Here is a 15,902-nt window from a genome sequence, read left to right on the forward strand (position 1 = left end):
TGTCTCCTACGTAGGGTGGGCGCATGGAAACAGGGGCAACGGGGACTTCGGGCATCGCGGGCACTCCCCCTGAGACCGAACCCGCGTGGACGGGCCTGCCACCGGGCCTGCTGAAGCTGCGCCGCCTGTTGCTGGTGCTGTGGCTGGTGCCGCTGGCCGCGGCGGTCGGGGCGCTGCTGTGGATCCTCGCGGGGCCGGCCTGGGCCGCGTTCGCGCTGCTGCCCCTGGCGGTGCTGCTGTGGGGCTGGGCGATGCTCGGCCGCAACTGGCGTTCGTGGCGGTACGCGGAGCGGGCCGACGACCTGCTGATCACCCGCGGCATCCTGTGGCACCAGGAGACGATCGTGCCGTACGGGCGGATGCAGCTCGTCGAGGTGACATCCGGGCCGCTGGAGCGGAAGTTCGGCCTGGCCAGCCTGCAACTGCACACCGCCGCCGCGGCCACCGACGCGACGATCCCCGGCCTCGTGCCCGCGGAGGCCGAGCGGCTGCGCGACCGTCTCACCGAACTCGGCGAGGCCCGATCGGCGGGCCTGTGACGGCCTCCGGCGCCCCCGACGGCGCCCCGGCCCAGGAGCCCGCTCAGGACGTGCGAGAGCGGCGCCTGCACCCCGTCACGCCGCTGCGCCGCGCGTGGGCGCCCATCGCGATCCTGCTCGGCTGGGCCGTCCACGACATGGACCAGGCGCAGCGCCAGCTCGCCAACCTCAGCACCGCCGTGCTCCTGATCGGCATCGGAGTACTGGTTCCGGCGGCCGCCCTGTACGGATTCCTCACCTGGTGGTTCACGCACTTCGCGGTGACCGACACCGAACTGCGCATCCGTACGGGCCTGTTGTTCCGCCGCACCGCCCACATCCGGCTCGACCGCCTCCAGGCGGTGGATGTCACGCAGCCGCTTCTCGCCCGCTTCGTAGGCGTGGCCAAGCTGAAACTCGACGTAGTAGGAGCCGAAAAGAAGGACGAACTCGCCTTCCTGGGAGAGCGCGAAGCCGGGAAGCTGCGGGCCGAACTCCTCGCCCGGGCCGCCGGATTCGCGCCCGAGTCGGCGCAGGACGTGGGCGAGGCGCCGGCGCGGCCGATCCTGCAAACGCCCCCGCGGATGCTCGCGGTGGCGCTGCTCCTGACGGGCGCGCCCTGGGCGATGCTGCTCGCCGCGGTCGCCGTCCCGGTGCTCCTGTGGTTCGCCACCCACAACCTGTGGACAGTGATCGCGGTTGCGGTGCCGCTGGTCGGCGGGGCCTTCACCAACAGCGTGGGCCGGTTCATCAAGGAGTACGACTGGACGGTCAGCGAGTCCCAGGACGGGCTGCGCATCGACCACGGGCTGCTCGACCGGGTGCACGAGACGGTGCCGCCGGGGCGGGTGCAGACCGTACGGATCGTCGAGCCGCTGCTGTGGCGGCGCCGCGGCTGGGTCCGCGTCGAGCTGCACGTCGCCGGGTCGTCGAACACCGCGCTCGTCCCCGTGGCGCCGCGCGAGGACGCCGAGGACGTCGTCGCGCGGATCCTGCCGGGGGTCTCGGTGCCGAAGCCGGCCGACTTCGCGGGGGTGCCGCGGCGCGGGCGCTGGTGCGTGCCGGTGTGGTGGCGGAGCTACGGAGTGGCGGTCACGGAAACGGTGTTCGCCGCGCGCCACGGGCTGCTGCAGCGCCGTATCTCGCTCGTCCCGCACGCCAAGGTGCAGAGCGTGCGCCTCACTCAGGGGCCCTGGGAGCGGCACTGGCGGGTCGCCGACCTGCACCTCGACACGGGCGCCAACAAGACGGTGACGGCCCGCCTGAGGGACGTGGACGAGGCGTCCGACCTCCTGCGGGCCCAGGCGGACCGGTCCCGCACGGGGCGGCGCGACGCGCGGCCGGACCGGTGGATGGCGGGGGCGTGAGGGTTTCCTCGACCGGGAGAACGAGTGAGGGGCGAGCCGGCTGTACGCCGACTCGCCCCTCACTCACTCGATCTCACGCCTGACGTGCCACGCCCGAAGCCTCATGCATGCCTGAGCCTCACGCCTGAAGTGCCGACCTCAGCTCGCCCATGTCGATCTGCTCCGTCTCGTCGTGCGCGGTCAGGTCGATGACCTGCTGCTCGCGCTCGGCTTCTTCGGAGGCTTCGGCTTCTTCGGAGGCTTCGGGGGCTTCGGAGGCTTCGGAGGCTTCGGGGGCTTCCGGGGCCTCGGCGCCTTCAGAGGCTTCGGGGGCCCCGGTGTCGTCGGCGTTGCCGCCGTCTTCGGCCTCGGTCTCCACCTCGGCCGCGACCTCCGCCGCCAGCTCCTCGCCCACGACGTCCGCCAGGTCTTCCCCGCCCTGCAGGGAGCTCCCCGCGCCGAAGAAGTCGAAGCCGCCCTGGGGGACCTTCCGCGCGGGTGCCGCGGGTACGACCATCGCGGCGGCAGGCACGGTGAAGTGACCGGCCGCCGCCTCGGACTTCCCCCGGGAATCGGCCTCCTCCGCTGTGTGCGCCGCCGGTTCGGGCCGCGCGAGACGCTTGAGCGCGACATTGGCCTTCCGGTACATCTCCGGGGTCGGCCGGCCCGGCACGGCCGGGGGCACGGGCGGCAGCGCCTTCGCCGGGGAGGCGGCCTCTATCGCGAGCCGGCGACGGCCCTCGAGCGCGCTGGCCCGCTCCGTCTCCGCGTTCGCGTACCGCCGCAGCAGCGCCGCGTGCTCGCCCCGCAGCGCGGCGAGTTCGGCACGCTTCGCCCGCAGCTTGCCCTCCAGGCGGGTACGCAGCTCACGCGACTCGTCGAGGTCGCCCTCCAGCTCCGCCACGGCCTCCTCGTGCCGCCACCGCTCGCTCGCGGCGCCACGCGTCAGCTCGGCGACCCGCTTGCCTGCGAGCCGGTCCCAGCGGCGCATCACCACGGCGCCGATCACCGCAGCCGCGGCGGCCGCCGCGGCGACACCCCGCAGAACGAGCGGATCCTCGGACAGCCAGGCGGCCCCGGCGCAGACGAGAGGCACACCGGCGATCACCGTCGGAGGCAGGAGGCGGTGCAGGGGCGGAGAATGGCGGTGGCGTCCACGTGGCATGGCCAGAAACTTACCGCGCGTAGGCAAATCGCGAAGCCCCGCCCGGCAATATTCGGACACACCCGTCACAGAAACCACCTAACCCCCGTACGGACTGGACCACTTACCGCGGCCGATACCGCTCACCTCTCGCTTCACCTCTCGCTCCGACGACAGGCGCCGATCAAGATCATTTAGCGATGAGGTCCTTGGACTCCAGATACTCCTTCGCGACATCGCCTTCCTTCTGCCGCTCGGCGTCGACCTTCCGGTTCAGCTCGACGAGATCATCGGTCGTGAGCGTCTTCGTCAACTTCCCGAGGGCATCGGCAATCTTCTTGTCGCCCGCATCCTTGGCGTTCACCACCGGAACGATGTTGTCCGCGTTCTGCAGCTTCTTGTCGTCCTTCAGAAGAACGAGCCCGAAGTTCTCCAGCGTGGCGTCGGTCGTGGTCGTCAGGACCAGCTGGTCCGTGCCGTTCTTCACCGCCTGCTTCGACTGCGTGGTGCCGACGCCCTTGGGGTCGATTCCCGTGACATCGATCCCGTACGACTTCTTGAGTCCCGGCGCGCAGAACGGCCGGGTCTCGCATTCGTCACCGGCCGCGATCTTCACCTTCTCGCCCGACTTGCCAAGATCCGAAAGGGTCTTCAACTTGTGCTTCTCGGCAAAGCTCTTGCTCACCGCGAACGCGTTCTGATCGACGGCCTCTCCCGCGTCCAGAACCTTCAGTCCCTGCGGCTCGGCCAGCTTGCGCAGTGCGGTCACCGTGGCATCGACATCGCTCGACGCGACCGGCTTCGCCTTGGACCCGTTCTTCTTCAGGTTGAGGAATTCGGCGAGCGTCGCCGCGTATTCGGGCACCACGTCGATGGCGCCCTTGGCGAGCTGCGGTTCGTAGATCTCGCGGTTCTCCACCGTCTTGACCGACGCGTCGTACCCGGCGTCGGCCAATATCTGCCGGTACAGCTCACCGAGCACCTTGGCCTCGGTGAAACGCGCGGCGCCGATGACGATCTTGCCCTTCCCGCCGCCGCCCGACGCGCTCGCATCGTCCTTGCCCTCGAGGCTGTCGCCACCGCCGCACGCGGTCAGCCCCGCGGTCAGCGCACCCACGGTCACGGCCGCCAGGGCCACTCGACGCGTTCTGCTGTTCATCGCTCTCCTCGTCGCACTGCCGGAACTGACAACAAACACAAGCCCTCGCACCCGGGCTCCGGTCCCTGACCCGGCCCCGGGCCCCTGGTCACGCCCGCCTCCGCATGGGATCGAAGGCCCACCCCGCCGCGACGAACAGGCCCTCCGCGGCCAGCGCGAGCGCGGCCACGAGCACCGCCCCGGCGACCACCTGCGGCGTGTCCTGAAGGCTGAACCCCGCCGTGATGATCCGCCCGAGCCCGCCCTCCCCGGCCATCGCCGCCAACGTCGCCGTCGCGATCACCTGCACCGTCGCGGACCGCAGCCCGGTCATCACCAGCGGGTACGCCAGCGGCAGTTCGACGCGGGCGAAGACCTGGCGGCCGCTCATGCCCATGCCGCGCGCGGCCTCCACCACCGACCGGTCGACCTCGCGCATCCCCACGTACGCGTTGGTGAGCAGCGGCGGCACCGCGAACAGCACCAGCGCGATCAGCGTCGGCACATCGCCGTGCCGGCCGAGCGGGGTGAGCGTGAGCAGCACGAGGACGGCCAGCGTCGGTACCGCGCGCCCCACGTTCGAGATGTTGATCGCGAGCGCGCCGCCCTTGCCCTTGTGCCCGAGCCACAGGGCCAGCGGCAGGGCGATCATGCAGGAGACGGCGAGCGCGACACCGCAGAAGTAGAGGTGCTCGGCGAGGCGGTGCCACACCCCCTTCTCCCCTTGCCAGTTGGCACCCGTGGCCAGCCAGTCGTAGGCCCCCGATATCGCGTTCATGCCACCTTCTCCGGCTCGACGCGCGCCACGTCGTCGCGGCCGCGGAGCCCCCGTATTCGGAACCCGCCCCGGGCGGGCGCCCCCACCCTCGTCCACGGCGTCAGCCATCGCTGCACGCCGAGCAGCAGCAGGTCCGCCACGATCGCGAGCAGCACGCACAGCACGGACGCGGTGAGCACCTGCGCCTTGAAGTCGCTCTGCAGGCCCCCGACGATCAGCGTGCCGAGCCCGCCGTAGTCCACGATCGAGCCGACCGTCGTCAGCGCCACCGTGGAGACCGTCGCGATCCGCACTCCGGCCAGCATCGCCGGGAGCGCCAGCGGCAGTTCGACCTCCCACAGCAGCCGCAGCGGCCCGTACCCCATCCCGCGCGCGGCCTCTCGCGCCTCCTCCGGGACCGCCTGCAGCCCCGCCAATATGTTCCGCACGAGGATCGTCAGGGAGTACAGCACGAGCCCCGTGACCACCAGCGAGGCCGAGAGCCCGAACAGGGGCAGCAGCAGCGAGAACATCGCGAGCGACGGGATCGAGTAGAGCACCGTGGTCACCCCGAGCACCGGCCCCGCGAAGACGCGTGCGCGCCGGGCGAGCAGCGCGAGCGGCAAGGAGATGAGGACGCCGATCAGCACCGCCGCCGCCGTGATGCCGAGGTGCTGGACCGTCGCGTCGACCAACTCCTGGCTGCGGGTGCGCACATACTCCCCGCACACCCAGTCATTGGCCACCAGGCAGTTCTGCTCGCTCACGCCGGCCACCTCCCCCGATTCCCCGAACGTATGTCAGTCGGCCGCACACCCGCATGCACGTTTCCCGACCGCCAACGACCCTAGCCCGACCCACTGACAATGGCCGAGGCCCGGCCGCCCGACGCAACACGCCGTTCACATGACTGCCGCGCCCGGGCATCCCCAACCGGCCCGCATCCCGGCAGAATGGGGTCCCATGATCCGGTTCGAGCACGTCAGCAAGCGGTACGCGGACGGCACCACCGCCGTCGACGATCTGTCCTTCGAGGTGAACGAGGGCGAACTGGTCACGCTCGTCGGCCCGTCGGGCTGCGGCAAAACCACGACGATGAAGATGGTGAACCGGCTCATCGAGCCCACCGCGGGCCGAATATTTCTCGACGGCGACGACATATCCGGGGTCGACCCGGTCCAACTGCGCCGCCGCATCGGCTATGTGATCCAGCAGGTCGGCCTGTTCCCGCACAAGTCGGTCCTCGACAACACCGCGACCGTGCCGCATCTGCTGGGCGTCAAGCGCGCCAAGGCCCGGGAGCGGGCGGCGGAGTTGCTCGATCTGGTGGGCCTCGACCCGAAGGTTTTCGGCGAGCGCTACCCCGAGCAACTCTCCGGCGGCCAGCGCCAACGGGTGGGTGTGGCAAGGGCGTTGGCGGCCGACCCGCCCGTACTGCTGATGGACGAGCCGTTCGGCGCGGTCGACCCCGTGGTCCGCGAGCACCTGCAGAACGAGTTCCTGCGCCTGCAGCAGACGCTCGGCAAGACCGTCCTGTTCGTCACGCACGACATAGAGGAGGCCGTCCGCCTCGGCGACCGTATCGCCGTCTACGGAGACGGTCGCATCGAGCAGTACGACACCCCGTCGGCGGTCCTCGGCACGCCCGCCACCGACTACGTGGCCGACTTCGTGGGCGCCGACCGCGGGCTCAAGCGCCTCTCGGTGACGCCCATCGAGGAGGGCGACCTGGAGCAACCGCCCGTCGTGCACCTCGACGACCCACTGCCCAGGGAGCTCGACGCCCGCTGGGCCGTCGTCCTGGACAACGACAACAACCTGCACGGCTGGATCTCCGCCGAGCACGCGCGCGTGGCCGCGAACAAGGGCGACACCGTGCGCGACCACGCGCGCCGCATGGAGGCCTGGCTGCCCGTGGGCGCCCCGCTCAAGCAGGCGTTCGCGACGATGCTCCAGCACGACGCGGGCTGGATCGCGGTCATCGACGAGCACAGCGAGGGCCGCTTCCTCGGCGTACTGACCCCGGCCCGACTGCACGAGGCGCTGCGCCGCTCCACGGCCGCGGACGCGCGGGACATCACGCGCGCGGAGGTCGAACTGGAGACGGTGGAGCCGCTCCTCCCCCAGTGAAGCCCCACAGGCAGTAAAGCCCCACAGGGGTTCGCCGTTCACGAGTGAACCCCGGTCGCTCCGCTTCCGTCCTACAGGTCGTACGTCACGGATGCGGCATTCGCACCGTGTTCATATGTCTCGCGGGGCGAGCGGCACGAGGAGGCGCGGGGATGCGGCGGATCGCGGGCGCCTGCCTCCTGGCCGGCGGCACGGACATCGCGGCCGGCGTCCTGCCACGGTTCGCACGCGACAGGACGGGCTCCGTCACGGAGGCACTGCCGGGCACGTACGGCCCGTACGCCGCGGCACTGGCGCTCGGCAGCGGCGTGCTGCTCGTCCTGCTCGCGCACATGCTGCGGCGCCGCAAGCGACGGGCCTGGTGGGCGGTGCTCGTGCTGCTGCCGCTCGGCGCCGCCGGGCAGTTCGTGTACCGGGACTCGCCCATGGGAATCGTCGGCATCGCCCTGGCCCTGGTGCCGCTGTGGCTCCTGATACGCGACCGGAAGCAGTTCGACGCGCCGCCCGACCCACGCGGCCGTTGGCACGCCCTGTCCAACTTCGTTCTCCTGGGCGCCGGTTCACTGCTGATCGGCCTCGCCGTCGTCAGCGCGCACCCGGAGCGGCTCGTCGGCGCCCCGAGCCTCGTGGACCGCCTGGAGCACGTCCTGTGCGGTCTGCTCGGCATGGAGGGGCCGCTCGTCTACGTAGGCGGCACGGCGCACACGGTCGCCCTCTCGCTCGGCACCCTCGGCCTGGTCACCGCGCTGACCACGCTCTACCTCGCGTTCCGCCCCGAGGGCCCGGCCGCCCGAGACAAGGGGATCGTCTTCTCGCCCAGCGGCAAGGCGGCGGTCCGCTACCGGGTCGTGTCGGGCGTGATGCTGGCCAAGGGCGACCCCATGGGCGACGTAGAGGCGTGGCCGGGAGCCATGGAGCGCTTCATGGACGAGGCCCGGACCCACTCCTGGACGCCGGCCGTCATGGACTGCTCCGAGACGGGGGGCGCGGTCTGGACCCGCGAGACCGGCCTCGCCGCACGGCCCCGCCGCGAAAGGGGCGGCACCTTCGCAGGCCGCCAAAGCCGCGAGATCCCGCCCGCCGTGAAGGGCCTAGGCTTGAGGCCATGAGCACGTCGCAGGTCCGCCGGGGCCACGTAGCCAACCTCCCCGTTTGGGACCGCTGCGCGGTCATGGGTGTCGTCAATGTGACGCCGGATTCGTTCTCGGACGGCGGCCGCTGGTTCGACACGACCGCCGCGATCAAGCACGGCCTCGACCTGGTCGGCGAGGGCGCCGACCTCGTGGACGTCGGCGGCGAGTCCACCCGTCCGGGCGCCAGCCGCGTCGACGAGGACGAGGAGCTCAGGCGCGTCATCCCCGTCGTACGAGGGCTCGCCTCCGAAGGCGTGACGATCTCGGTCGACACCATGCGGGCCTCCGTCGCCGAGCAGTCCCTCGCCGCGGGCGCCTCCCTGGTCAACGACGTGAGCGGCGGCCTCTCCGACCCGGAGATGGTCCCGGTCGTCGCCGCCACGGGAGCGCCCTTCGTCGTGATGCACTGGCGCGGCCTCCTGGAGGGCACCAATGTGCCCGGCACCTACGAGGACGTCGTCTCCGAAGTCGTGAACGAGCTCCACGCGCGCGTGGAGGCCGCCCTCGAGGGCGGCATCGCCCCCGACCGCATCGTCCTCGACCCGGGCCTCGGCTTCTCCAAGAACGCCGAGCACGACCTCTCCCTGCTCGCCCATCTCGACCGGCTGCACGCGCTCGGCCACCCGGTTCTCGTCGCGGCCTCCCGCAAGCGGTTCCTCGGCCACGTCCTCGCCGGTGAGCAGGGCGCCCCGCCGCCCGCCCGTGAGCGCGACGCCGCCACCGCCGCCGTCTCCGCGCTGGCCGCGCAGGCGGGCGCCTGGGCCGTACGCGTCCACGAGGTGCGGGCCACCGCCGACGCCGTCCGCGTGGCACGCGCGGTCGAAGGAGCCCAGTGACCGAGGCCGACGTCCAAGCCGTCGACACCGCCAACCGCACCTACTACGAAGCCGTCGAACGCGGCGCATTCGAAGAACTCACCGCCCTGTGGCTCGCCCCCGAGGACGTCGAGTACGCCGAGGACGCCGATCCGGACGAGGCCGAGGACACCTCCGTCAGCTGCGTGCACCCCGGCTGGCCGGTGCTCACGGGCCGGGGCGAGGTGCTCCGCTCGTACGCGCTGATCATGGCGAACACGGAGTACATCCAGTTCTTCCTGACCGACGTGCAGATCAGCGTCGTCGCCGACACCGCCCTGGTGACCTGCACGGAGAACATTCTCAGCGGCGGCCCCGCCCCCAAGGAGGGCGACGAGCTCGGCCCGCTCGTCGGCCAGCGCGTCGTCGCCACCAATGTGTTCCGGCGCACCCGCGAGGGCTGGAAGATCTGGTCGCACCACGCCTCCCCCGTGCTCGCCGACGCGGACGACGAATCCGATGAGATGGACAAGGGAGACGACGGCGGATCACCCGCCTGAGTGGGTAGGCGCCCTCACAGAGCACGAAACCCGGATGCGAGATTGCGCTCCTGACCGCCTGGGTATGGGCGGCTACCAGCAGAGAGCGCACCGTGGGGCGGGTGTGCCGGGTGGGATCAGTCATAGCCCCCGCGGGCCGGTGGTGTCAGTGCTCGCAGGTAGATTCGATCGAGGCCGGGACATCGACCGCACATCGATGCGTCCGGCCTTCAACGACGACTGCAGGAGTGATTCGCGTGGATCGTGTCGCGCTGCGCGGCCTCAAGGCCCGTGGGCACCATGGCGTCTTCCCCAAGGAACGCGAGGAAGGCCAGACCTTCATCGTGGACCTGGTGCTCGGCCTGGACACGCGAGCGGCCGCGGCCGACGACGACCTGGCGAAGACCGTGCACTACGGCATCGTGGCGGAGGAGGTCGTGGCCGTTGTCGCGGGCGACCCCGTGGATCTCATCGAGACACTCGCCGAGCGCATCGCCCAGACATGCCTGAAGCACGAAGGCGTCCAGGAGGTCGAGGTCTGCGTCCACAAGCCGGACGCGCCGATCACCGTGCCCTTCGACGACGTGACCGTCACCATCACCCGGAGCCGAGTATGAACAACACTCCGTTCGACCCGACCGTCCAGCCGGTGCCGACCTCCGTGGTGGAGCAGGTCGACGCCGCCGACACCACGCTCTCCAACCCCAAGCGCGCCGTGATCTCCCTCGGCGCGAACCTGGGCAACCGCCTGGAGACCCTCCAGGGCGCAGTCGACGCCCTGGAGGACACCCCCGGCGTCCGCGTCAAAGCCGTCTCGCCCGTCTACGAGACGGAGCCCTGGGGCGTCGACCCGGAGAGCCAGCCCTCGTACTTCAACGCCGTCGTCGTCCTGAAGACGACGCTGCCGCCGTCCTCGCTCCTGGAGCGCGCGCACGCGGTCGAGGAGGCCTTCCACCGGGTACGGGACGAGCGCTGGGGCTCCCGCACCATCGACGTCGACATCGTCGCGTACGCCGATGAGGTCTCGGACGACCCGTACCTCACGCTCCCCCACCCGCGGGCCCACGAGCGGGCCTTCGTGCTCGTCCCCTGGCACGACGTGGAGCCGGAGGCCCAGCTTCCGGGGCACGGTGCGGTCGCCCAGCTGCTCGACGACGTGACCCGCGCGGGCGTCGCGGCACGCGCCGACCTGGAACTCCACCTCCCCGACTAATCGTTAGGGTCTACCGGACACGGTTTACGGCCACTGGAATCAGGGCCATGACGGACGAGGGGCGACCAACCGGGATGAAGCAACTGCGCATCAGGACGTTGGTCGGCCTCTTCGCCGTCGCCGGAGTGCTGTCCTGGGCGGGCGCCCGCCTGTGGGACTCGCTCGGCACGCTGCCGAAGGTCCCGCTGGCCGCGCCCATCGTGCTCGCCGTGATCGCCGTCGTGCTGCTCGCGACGGCCCTGTCCATCCGCTCCCGGCTGCGTGCACAGCGTGAGCGCCGCCCCGAGGCCAAGGGCGTCGACCCCATGATGGCGGCGCGCGCCCTGGTCTTCGGCCAGGCCAGCGCCCTGGTCGCGGCGCTCGTGGCCGGCATGTACGGCGGCACCGGCGTCTTCCTGCTGGAGTCCCTGGACGTCCCGGCCCGCCGCGACCAGGCGATCTACGCCGGACTCTCGGTGCTCGCCGGAATCGGCGTCGTCGCGGCGGCCATGTTCCTGGAGCGCATCTGCAAGCTCCCGGAGGACGAGGACCCCGAGCAGGCGGCACCGGCCGCCTAGGTCCCGCCGCACGCCCCGGAATCGCGCATCAGCGCATCAGCGCATCAGCGCCCGATGATCAGGCTCATCGCCTCGCTGCGGGTGGCGGAGTCGCGCAGCTGACCGCGCACCGCCGACGTGATCGTCTTCGCGCCGGGCTTGCGCACCCCGCGCATCGACATGCACATGTGCTCGCACTCCACGACAACGATCACGCCGCGCGGCTCCAGGATCTCCATCAGGGAGTCCGCGATCTGCGTCGTCAGACGCTCCTGGACCTGCGGACGGCGGGCGTACACGTCGACCAGCCGGGCCAGCTTCGACAGGCCCGTGATCTTGCCGTCGGAGGACGGGATGTAGCCGACGTGGGCGACCCCGACGAAGGGGACCAGATGGTGCTCGCAGCTGCTCTGCACCTCGATGTCCTTCACCAGGACCATCTCGTCGTGCCCCAGGTCGAACGTCGTCGTCAGGACGTCCTCGGGCTGCTGCCACAGGCCCGCGAATATCTCCCTGTACGCGCGGGCGACCCGCCCCGGCGTCTCCCGCAGGCCCTCGCGGTCCGGGTCCTCGCCGACCGCGATGAGCAGCTCACGCACGGCGTTCTCGGCCCGCTTCTCGTCGAACTCGCCGATCGAGCCCTCGCCGTCCAGCGTCACCGGGTCGGTCATCAGGTGCCTCTTTCTCTACTTACATCCCGCGCGGCAGCGCAAAGGCCGCGTCCCCCACACCGTAAAGCGTGGGGGACGCGGCCTGCATTCCGGGTCTGGCCTGCCCAATGAGGGCGGGGTCAGCTCTCGGGGCGCTCTTCCTTCACCGTGTCCACCGGGGTGGTGGACTCGATGGCGGGCGCCGTTCCGTTCGCCCCGTTCGTCAGTGAGAGCTCCTTGGGGGAGAGCACCGGCGGGCGGGTCGAGGGGGTGCGGCGGTTGGAGCCGGTCCACGCGGGGCGGGCCGGGCGCTTCACGATCGGAGCGAAGATCTCTGCGATCTGCTCCTTGTTCAGCGTCTCCTTCTCGAGCAGCGCGAGGACCAGGTTGTCGAGAACGTCGCGGTTCTCGACGAGGATCTCCCAGGCCTCGTTGTGCGCCGTCTCGATGAGCTTCTTGACCTCTTCGTCGACGAGCGCGGCGACCTCTTCCGAGTAGTCGCGCTGGTGACCCATCTCGCGGCCCAGGAAGGGCTCCGAGTTGTCGCCGCCGAACTTGATCGCGCCGAGCCGCTCCGTCATGCCGTACTGCGTGACCATCGCGCGGGCCGTACCTGTGGCCTTCTCGATGTCGTTCGCAGCGCCCGTCGTCGGGTCGTGGAAGACGAGCTCCTCGGCCGCGCGCCCGCCCAGCATGTAGGCGAGCTGGTCAAGCATCTCGTTGCGCGTGGTCGAGTACTTGTCCTCCTCCGGGAGCACCATCGTGTACCCGAGCGCGCGGCCGCGGGACAGGATCGTGATCTTGTGGACCGGGTCGGAGTTCGGCGAGGCCGCCGCGACCAGGGCGTGACCGCCCTCGTGGTACGCGGTGATCTTCTTTTCCTTGTCCGACATGATCCGGGTCCGCTTCTGCGGGCCCGCGACCACACGGTCGATCGCCTCGTCGAGCATGAGGTTGTCGATCAGCTTCCGGTTCGAGCGGGCCGTAAGGAGCGCGGCCTCGTTCAACACGTTGGAGAGATCGGCACCGGTGAAGCCCGGCGTACGGCGGGCGACGGCCGACAGGTCGACGTCCGGAGCGACCGGCTTGCCCTTCTGGTGAACCTTGAGGATCTCCAGACGGCCCTGCATGTCCGGACGGTCGACCGCGATCTGGCGGTCGAAACGGCCGGGACGCAGCAGCGCCGGGTCGAGGATGTCGGGCCGGTTCGTGGCGGCGATCAGGATGACGCCGCCCTTCACGTCGAAGCCGTCCATCTCGACGAGCAGCTGGTTGAGCGTCTGCTCGCGCTCGTCGTGTCCACCGCCGAGTCCGGCACCACGGTGCCGGCCGACCGCGTCGATCTCGTCGACGAAGACGATCGCCGGAGCGTTCGCCTTGGCCTGCTCGAAGAGGTCACGGACACGGGAGGCACCGACACCGACGAACATCTCGACGAAGTCGGAACCGGAGATCGAGTAGAACGGGACGCCCGCCTCACCCGCGACAGCGCGCGCGAGCAGGGTCTTGCCCGTTCCGGGCGGGCCGTACAGGAGTACGCCCTTGGGAATCTTGGCGCCGACAGCCTGGAACTTGGCCGGTTCCTGGAGGAACTCCTTGATCTCGTGGAGCTCCTCGACGGCCTCGTCGCTGCCGGCGACGTCGGAGAACGTCGTCTTGGGGGTGTCCTTGGTGATGAGCTTGGCCTTGGACTTCCCGAACTGCATGACTCGGGAGCCGCCGCCCTGCATCTGGTTCATCAGGAACAAGAACACGACGACGATGAGAACGAAGGGCAGCAGCGAGAGCAGGATGCCCACGAAGGGGTTCTGCTTCGACGGCGAGACGGTGTACCCGTCCGGAATCTGCTTGTCCTCGAACTTGGCCTGGAGATTCTTGGCCACGTCGACGCCCTGGTCGCCGATGTAGCTGGCCTGGATCTTGGTCGAGCCGTCGACCTTCTGGCCGTCCTTCAGCTCGACCTTGATCGTGCTCTCATCGCCGGTGGTCAGCTTGGCCGACTCCACCTTGTTGTCGTTGATGGCCTGAATTACCTGGCCGGTGTCCACCGTCTTGTAGCCGCCGGACGAACCGACGACCTGCATCAACACGACCACGGCAAGGACGGCCAGCACGATCCACATGACCGGCCCACGGAAGTATCGCTTCACGTCCATCCATACGGAGCGGTGCCGCCCCGTCCCTCCTGCCATAGTGAGTTTGATAAGGCTGTTTGGAGCTCTTGGTGCTGTTGTAGCTGTTTGAAGAACTGTTCTTCGGACGGTACCCCAGCATTGTCACCCGAAGCCGCAGGGGACAACCGGGAATCTGCCCTTCGCATGCTCCAACGGCGGGAAACCCGCGAGGGTTCCCGTCCCCGCGATCAGGGCTGACGATTCCTCAGCCGCCGTAGACGTGCGGCGCGAGGGTGCCGACGAACGGCAGGTTCCGGTACTTCTCCGCGTAGTCCAGGCCGTAACCGACCACGAACTCGTTCGGGATGTCGAAGCCGACCCACTTCACGTCGATGTCGACCTTGGCCGCCTCCGGCTTGCGCAGCAGCGTGCACACCTCGAGGGAGGCGGGCTCGCGCGAGCCGAGGTTGGTGAGCAGCCAGGACAGCGTCAGACCGGAGTCGATGATGTCCTCGACGATCAGGACGTGCTTGTCCTTGATGTCGGTGTCGAGGTCCTTGAGGATCCGCACGACGCCGGAGGACTGGGTGCCCGAGCCGTACGAGGACACCGCCATCCAGTCCATGGTGAGCGGGGTGGACAGGGCGCGAGCCAGGTCCGCCATGACCATCACGGCGCCCTTGAGCACCCCGACGATCAGCAGGTCCTTGCCCGCGTACTCCGCGTCGACCTTCGCGGCCAGCTCGGCCAGCTTCGCGTCGATCTCTTCCTTGGTGATGAGCACCGACTGAAGGTCGGTGCCCATGTCTTTCGCGTCCACCCGCATCACTTTCGGTCGTCCCACCGGCCGCCGCGACGTGACCGTCGAGTCAGCCTTGCCGGATGACCAGTCTGCCACCCTGCCGCTGAGCGAGAACTTTGCCCGGCAGATTGATCTCTCCCTGGCCCCGCCACCCCGTGATCAGGCGGTCGACCTCCTCGATGTGCCGGGCGAACAGCGCACCGGCGGGGGCGCCCGCCTCGATGGCCGTCCTGCGCAGGATTCTGCGGCGCACGGCGGGCGGCAGAGCGTAGAGCTTGGCGCATTCGAGGAGTCCGGCCGCGTCCCGTACGGACTCGGCGGCGTCACGGGCCCAGGTGTCGAGCGCGTCGGCGTCGTCGCGCGACAGCTGGGCCGTACGGGCGAGAGCCTCGACGACGCCCTTGCCGAGCGCCTTCTCCAGGGCGGGCAGGCCCTCGTGCCGGAGCCTGGACCTGGTGTACGCCGGGTCGGTGTTGTGCGGGTCGTCCCAGACGGGCAGGTGCTGGACGAGGCAGGCCTTGCGGGCGGTCTGCCGGTCGAGCGTGAGGAAGGGGCGTCGGTAGCGGCCGCCGGTCCCCGACATGGCGGCCATCCCGGACAGGGAGCGGATGCCGGAGCCGCGGGCGAGACCGAGCAGGACCGTCTCGGCCTGGTCGTCGCGGGTGTGGCCGAGCAGGACGGCGGCGGCGCCGTGGGTCTCCGCGGCGGCGTCGAGGGCGGCGTAGCGGGCGTCGCGGGCGGCCGCTTCGGGGCCTCCGTCACGGCCCACGTCGACGGCGACGGACTCGACGGGCTTCAGGCCGAGGGCGGCCAGGCGCAGAACGACGTCCTCGGCGCGGGCGTCGGAGCCGGGCTGCAGGCCGTGGTCGACGGTGATGCCACCGGCGCGGATGCCGAGTTTGGGGGCCTCGAAGGCGAGGGCGGAGGCGAGGGCCATGGAGTCGGCTCCGCCGGAGCAGGCGACGAGCACCACGGGCTCGGCATCCGGATGGGAGTCGTTGAGGATGTCGTGGAGGACGCGGCGGACCGCCAGGCGTATCGCCGCGACCGCAGGATGGGGACCCATGTCCGGTTCCCTTCATTCCGTT

The 15,902-nt window shown here is 70.3% G+C and carries 16 protein-coding genes and 1 pseudogene; 9 read left to right on the forward strand and 8 right to left on the reverse strand.

Annotated features, from left to right (window positions below; translation table 11 throughout):
- Nucleotides 1-23: 23 nt before the first annotated feature.
- On the forward strand, nucleotides 24-539 hold the full coding sequence (locus OHA73_RS20440; protein ID WP_327655783.1) for a PH domain-containing protein: 516 nt from the start codon (nucleotides 24-26) through the stop codon (nucleotides 537-539).
- Nucleotides 536-1,885, forward strand: coding sequence for a PH domain-containing protein (locus OHA73_RS20445; protein WP_327655784.1), 1,350 nt, complete (start codon nucleotides 536-538; stop codon nucleotides 1,883-1,885). The genes OHA73_RS20440 and OHA73_RS20445 overlap by 4 nt, the downstream gene beginning before the upstream one ends.
- A 118-nt stretch (nucleotides 1,886-2,003) precedes the next feature.
- Here OHA73_RS20445 and OHA73_RS20450 read toward each other — a convergent pair whose 3' ends face one another.
- The 4 genes from OHA73_RS20450 to OHA73_RS20465 all read right to left on the reverse strand — a co-directional run bounded on the left by OHA73_RS20450 (nucleotide 2,004) and on the right by OHA73_RS20465 (nucleotide 5,670).
- Nucleotides 2,004-3,029 carry a hypothetical protein gene (locus tag OHA73_RS20450; protein WP_327655785.1) on the reverse strand — a complete coding sequence of 342 codons (1,026 nt, stop codon included), beginning with the start codon at nucleotides 3,027-3,029 and terminating at the stop codon, nucleotides 2,004-2,006.
- 169 nt (nucleotides 3,030-3,198) lie between these two features.
- On the reverse strand, nucleotides 3,199-4,167 hold the full coding sequence (locus tag OHA73_RS20455) for an ABC transporter substrate-binding protein (protein WP_266711325.1): 969 nt from the start codon (nucleotides 4,165-4,167) through the stop codon (nucleotides 3,199-3,201).
- An 88-nt stretch (nucleotides 4,168-4,255) separates the two neighbouring features.
- On the reverse strand, nucleotides 4,256-4,924 hold the full coding sequence (locus tag OHA73_RS20460) for an ABC transporter permease (RefSeq protein ID WP_267070063.1): 669 nt from the start codon (nucleotides 4,922-4,924) through the stop codon (nucleotides 4,256-4,258).
- Nucleotides 4,921-5,670: an ABC transporter permease gene (locus OHA73_RS20465; RefSeq protein ID WP_266711327.1), complete on the reverse strand. Its 750-nt coding sequence runs from the start codon at nucleotides 5,668-5,670 to the stop codon at nucleotides 4,921-4,923. Before OHA73_RS20465 ends, OHA73_RS20460 begins: the two co-directional genes overlap by 4 nt.
- 196 nt (nucleotides 5,671-5,866) lie before the next feature.
- On the opposite strand from OHA73_RS20465, the gene OHA73_RS20470 reads away from it, so the two are divergent.
- From OHA73_RS20470 to OHA73_RS20500, 7 genes and pseudogenes are all read left to right on the forward strand, one after another.
- Entirely contained in the window at nucleotides 5,867-7,033 is a 1,167-nt protein-coding gene (locus tag OHA73_RS20470; protein ID WP_267070062.1) for an ABC transporter ATP-binding protein, read from the forward strand.
- Between the two features lie 152 nt (nucleotides 7,034-7,185).
- Nucleotides 7,186-8,052 (forward strand): annotated as a pseudogene (locus tag OHA73_RS20475) (phosphatidylglycerol lysyltransferase domain-containing protein); the annotation flags it as partial.
- An 86-nt stretch (nucleotides 8,053-8,138) separates the two neighbouring features.
- Entirely contained in the window at nucleotides 8,139-9,002 is an 864-nt protein-coding gene (gene folP / locus OHA73_RS20480) for a dihydropteroate synthase (RefSeq protein WP_266711329.1), read from the forward strand.
- Nucleotides 8,999-9,520, forward strand: a complete 522-nt coding sequence (locus OHA73_RS20485; RefSeq protein WP_266711330.1) for a nuclear transport factor 2 family protein — start codon at nucleotides 8,999-9,001, stop codon at nucleotides 9,518-9,520. The genes folP and OHA73_RS20485 overlap by 4 nt, the downstream gene beginning before the upstream one ends.
- 236 nt (nucleotides 9,521-9,756) lie before the next feature.
- A complete protein-coding gene (gene folB / locus OHA73_RS20490) occupies nucleotides 9,757-10,116 on the forward strand; it encodes a dihydroneopterin aldolase (RefSeq protein WP_267070060.1) in 360 nt (119 codons plus the stop codon).
- A complete protein-coding gene (folK, locus tag OHA73_RS20495; RefSeq protein WP_267070059.1) occupies nucleotides 10,113-10,712 on the forward strand; it encodes a 2-amino-4-hydroxy-6-hydroxymethyldihydropteridine diphosphokinase in 600 nt (199 codons plus the stop codon). The genes folB and folK overlap by 4 nt, the downstream gene beginning before the upstream one ends.
- A gap of 74 nt (nucleotides 10,713-10,786) precedes the next feature.
- A complete protein-coding gene (locus tag OHA73_RS20500; RefSeq protein WP_266718685.1) occupies nucleotides 10,787-11,269 on the forward strand; it encodes a DUF3180 domain-containing protein in 483 nt (160 codons plus the stop codon).
- A gap of 44 nt (nucleotides 11,270-11,313) precedes the next feature.
- On the opposite strand, the gene folE is transcribed toward OHA73_RS20500, so the two are convergent.
- The 4 genes from folE to tilS all read right to left on the reverse strand — a co-directional run bounded on the left by folE (nucleotide 11,314) and on the right by tilS (nucleotide 15,880).
- Nucleotides 11,314-11,919, reverse strand: coding sequence for a GTP cyclohydrolase I FolE (gene folE / locus OHA73_RS20505; RefSeq protein WP_266711333.1), 606 nt, complete (start codon nucleotides 11,917-11,919; stop codon nucleotides 11,314-11,316).
- Nucleotides 11,920-12,038: 119 nt separating this feature from the next.
- On the reverse strand, nucleotides 12,039-14,054 hold the full coding sequence (gene ftsH / locus OHA73_RS20510) for an ATP-dependent zinc metalloprotease FtsH (protein ID WP_327658494.1): 2,016 nt from the start codon (nucleotides 14,052-14,054) through the stop codon (nucleotides 12,039-12,041).
- 223 nt (nucleotides 14,055-14,277) lie between these two features.
- Nucleotides 14,278-14,838, reverse strand: a complete 561-nt coding sequence (gene hpt, locus OHA73_RS20515) for a hypoxanthine phosphoribosyltransferase (RefSeq protein WP_266718689.1) — start codon at nucleotides 14,836-14,838, stop codon at nucleotides 14,278-14,280.
- Nucleotides 14,839-14,881: 43 nt separating this feature from the next.
- The gene (tilS, locus tag OHA73_RS20520) at nucleotides 14,882-15,880 is read right to left on the reverse strand and encodes a tRNA lysidine(34) synthetase TilS (protein WP_266711334.1); all 999 of its coding nucleotides are present in this window, start codon (nucleotides 15,878-15,880) and stop codon (nucleotides 14,882-14,884) included.
- Between the last annotated feature and the right edge of the window lie 22 nt (nucleotides 15,881-15,902).

The organism is Streptomyces sp. NBC_00483, assembly GCF_036013745.1.
Taxonomy (GTDB): domain Bacteria; phylum Actinomycetota; class Actinomycetes; order Streptomycetales; family Streptomycetaceae; genus Streptomyces.

Coding starts and splice junctions, on each gene's coding strand:
- OHA73_RS20470 (WP_267070062.1), top strand. CDS start 5,867: ATGATCCGGTTCGAGCACGTCAGCAAGCGGTACGCGGACGGCACCACC.
- tilS (WP_266711334.1), bottom strand. CDS start 15,880: ATGGGTCCCCATCCTGCGGTCGCGGCGATACGCCTGGCGGTCCGCCGC.
- hpt (WP_266718689.1), bottom strand. CDS start 14,838: ATGCGGGTGGACGCGAAAGACATGGGCACCGACCTTCAGTCGGTGCTC.
- OHA73_RS20455 (WP_266711325.1), bottom strand. CDS start 4,167: ATGAACAGCAGAACGCGTCGAGTGGCCCTGGCGGCCGTGACCGTGGGT.
- OHA73_RS20460 (WP_267070063.1), bottom strand. CDS start 4,924: ATGAACGCGATATCGGGGGCCTACGACTGGCTGGCCACGGGTGCCAAC.
- folP (WP_266711329.1), top strand. CDS start 8,139: ATGAGCACGTCGCAGGTCCGCCGGGGCCACGTAGCCAACCTCCCCGTT.
- ftsH (WP_327658494.1), bottom strand. CDS start 14,054: ATGGACGTGAAGCGATACTTCCGTGGGCCGGTCATGTGGATCGTGCTG.
- OHA73_RS20500 (WP_266718685.1), top strand. CDS start 10,787: ATGAAGCAACTGCGCATCAGGACGTTGGTCGGCCTCTTCGCCGTCGCC.
- folK (WP_267070059.1), top strand. CDS start 10,113: ATGAACAACACTCCGTTCGACCCGACCGTCCAGCCGGTGCCGACCTCC.
- folE (WP_266711333.1), bottom strand. CDS start 11,919: ATGACCGACCCGGTGACGCTGGACGGCGAGGGCTCGATCGGCGAGTTC.
- OHA73_RS20440 (WP_327655783.1), top strand. CDS start 24: ATGGAAACAGGGGCAACGGGGACTTCGGGCATCGCGGGCACTCCCCCT.
- OHA73_RS20450 (WP_327655785.1), bottom strand. CDS start 3,029: ATGCCACGTGGACGCCACCGCCATTCTCCGCCCCTGCACCGCCTCCTG.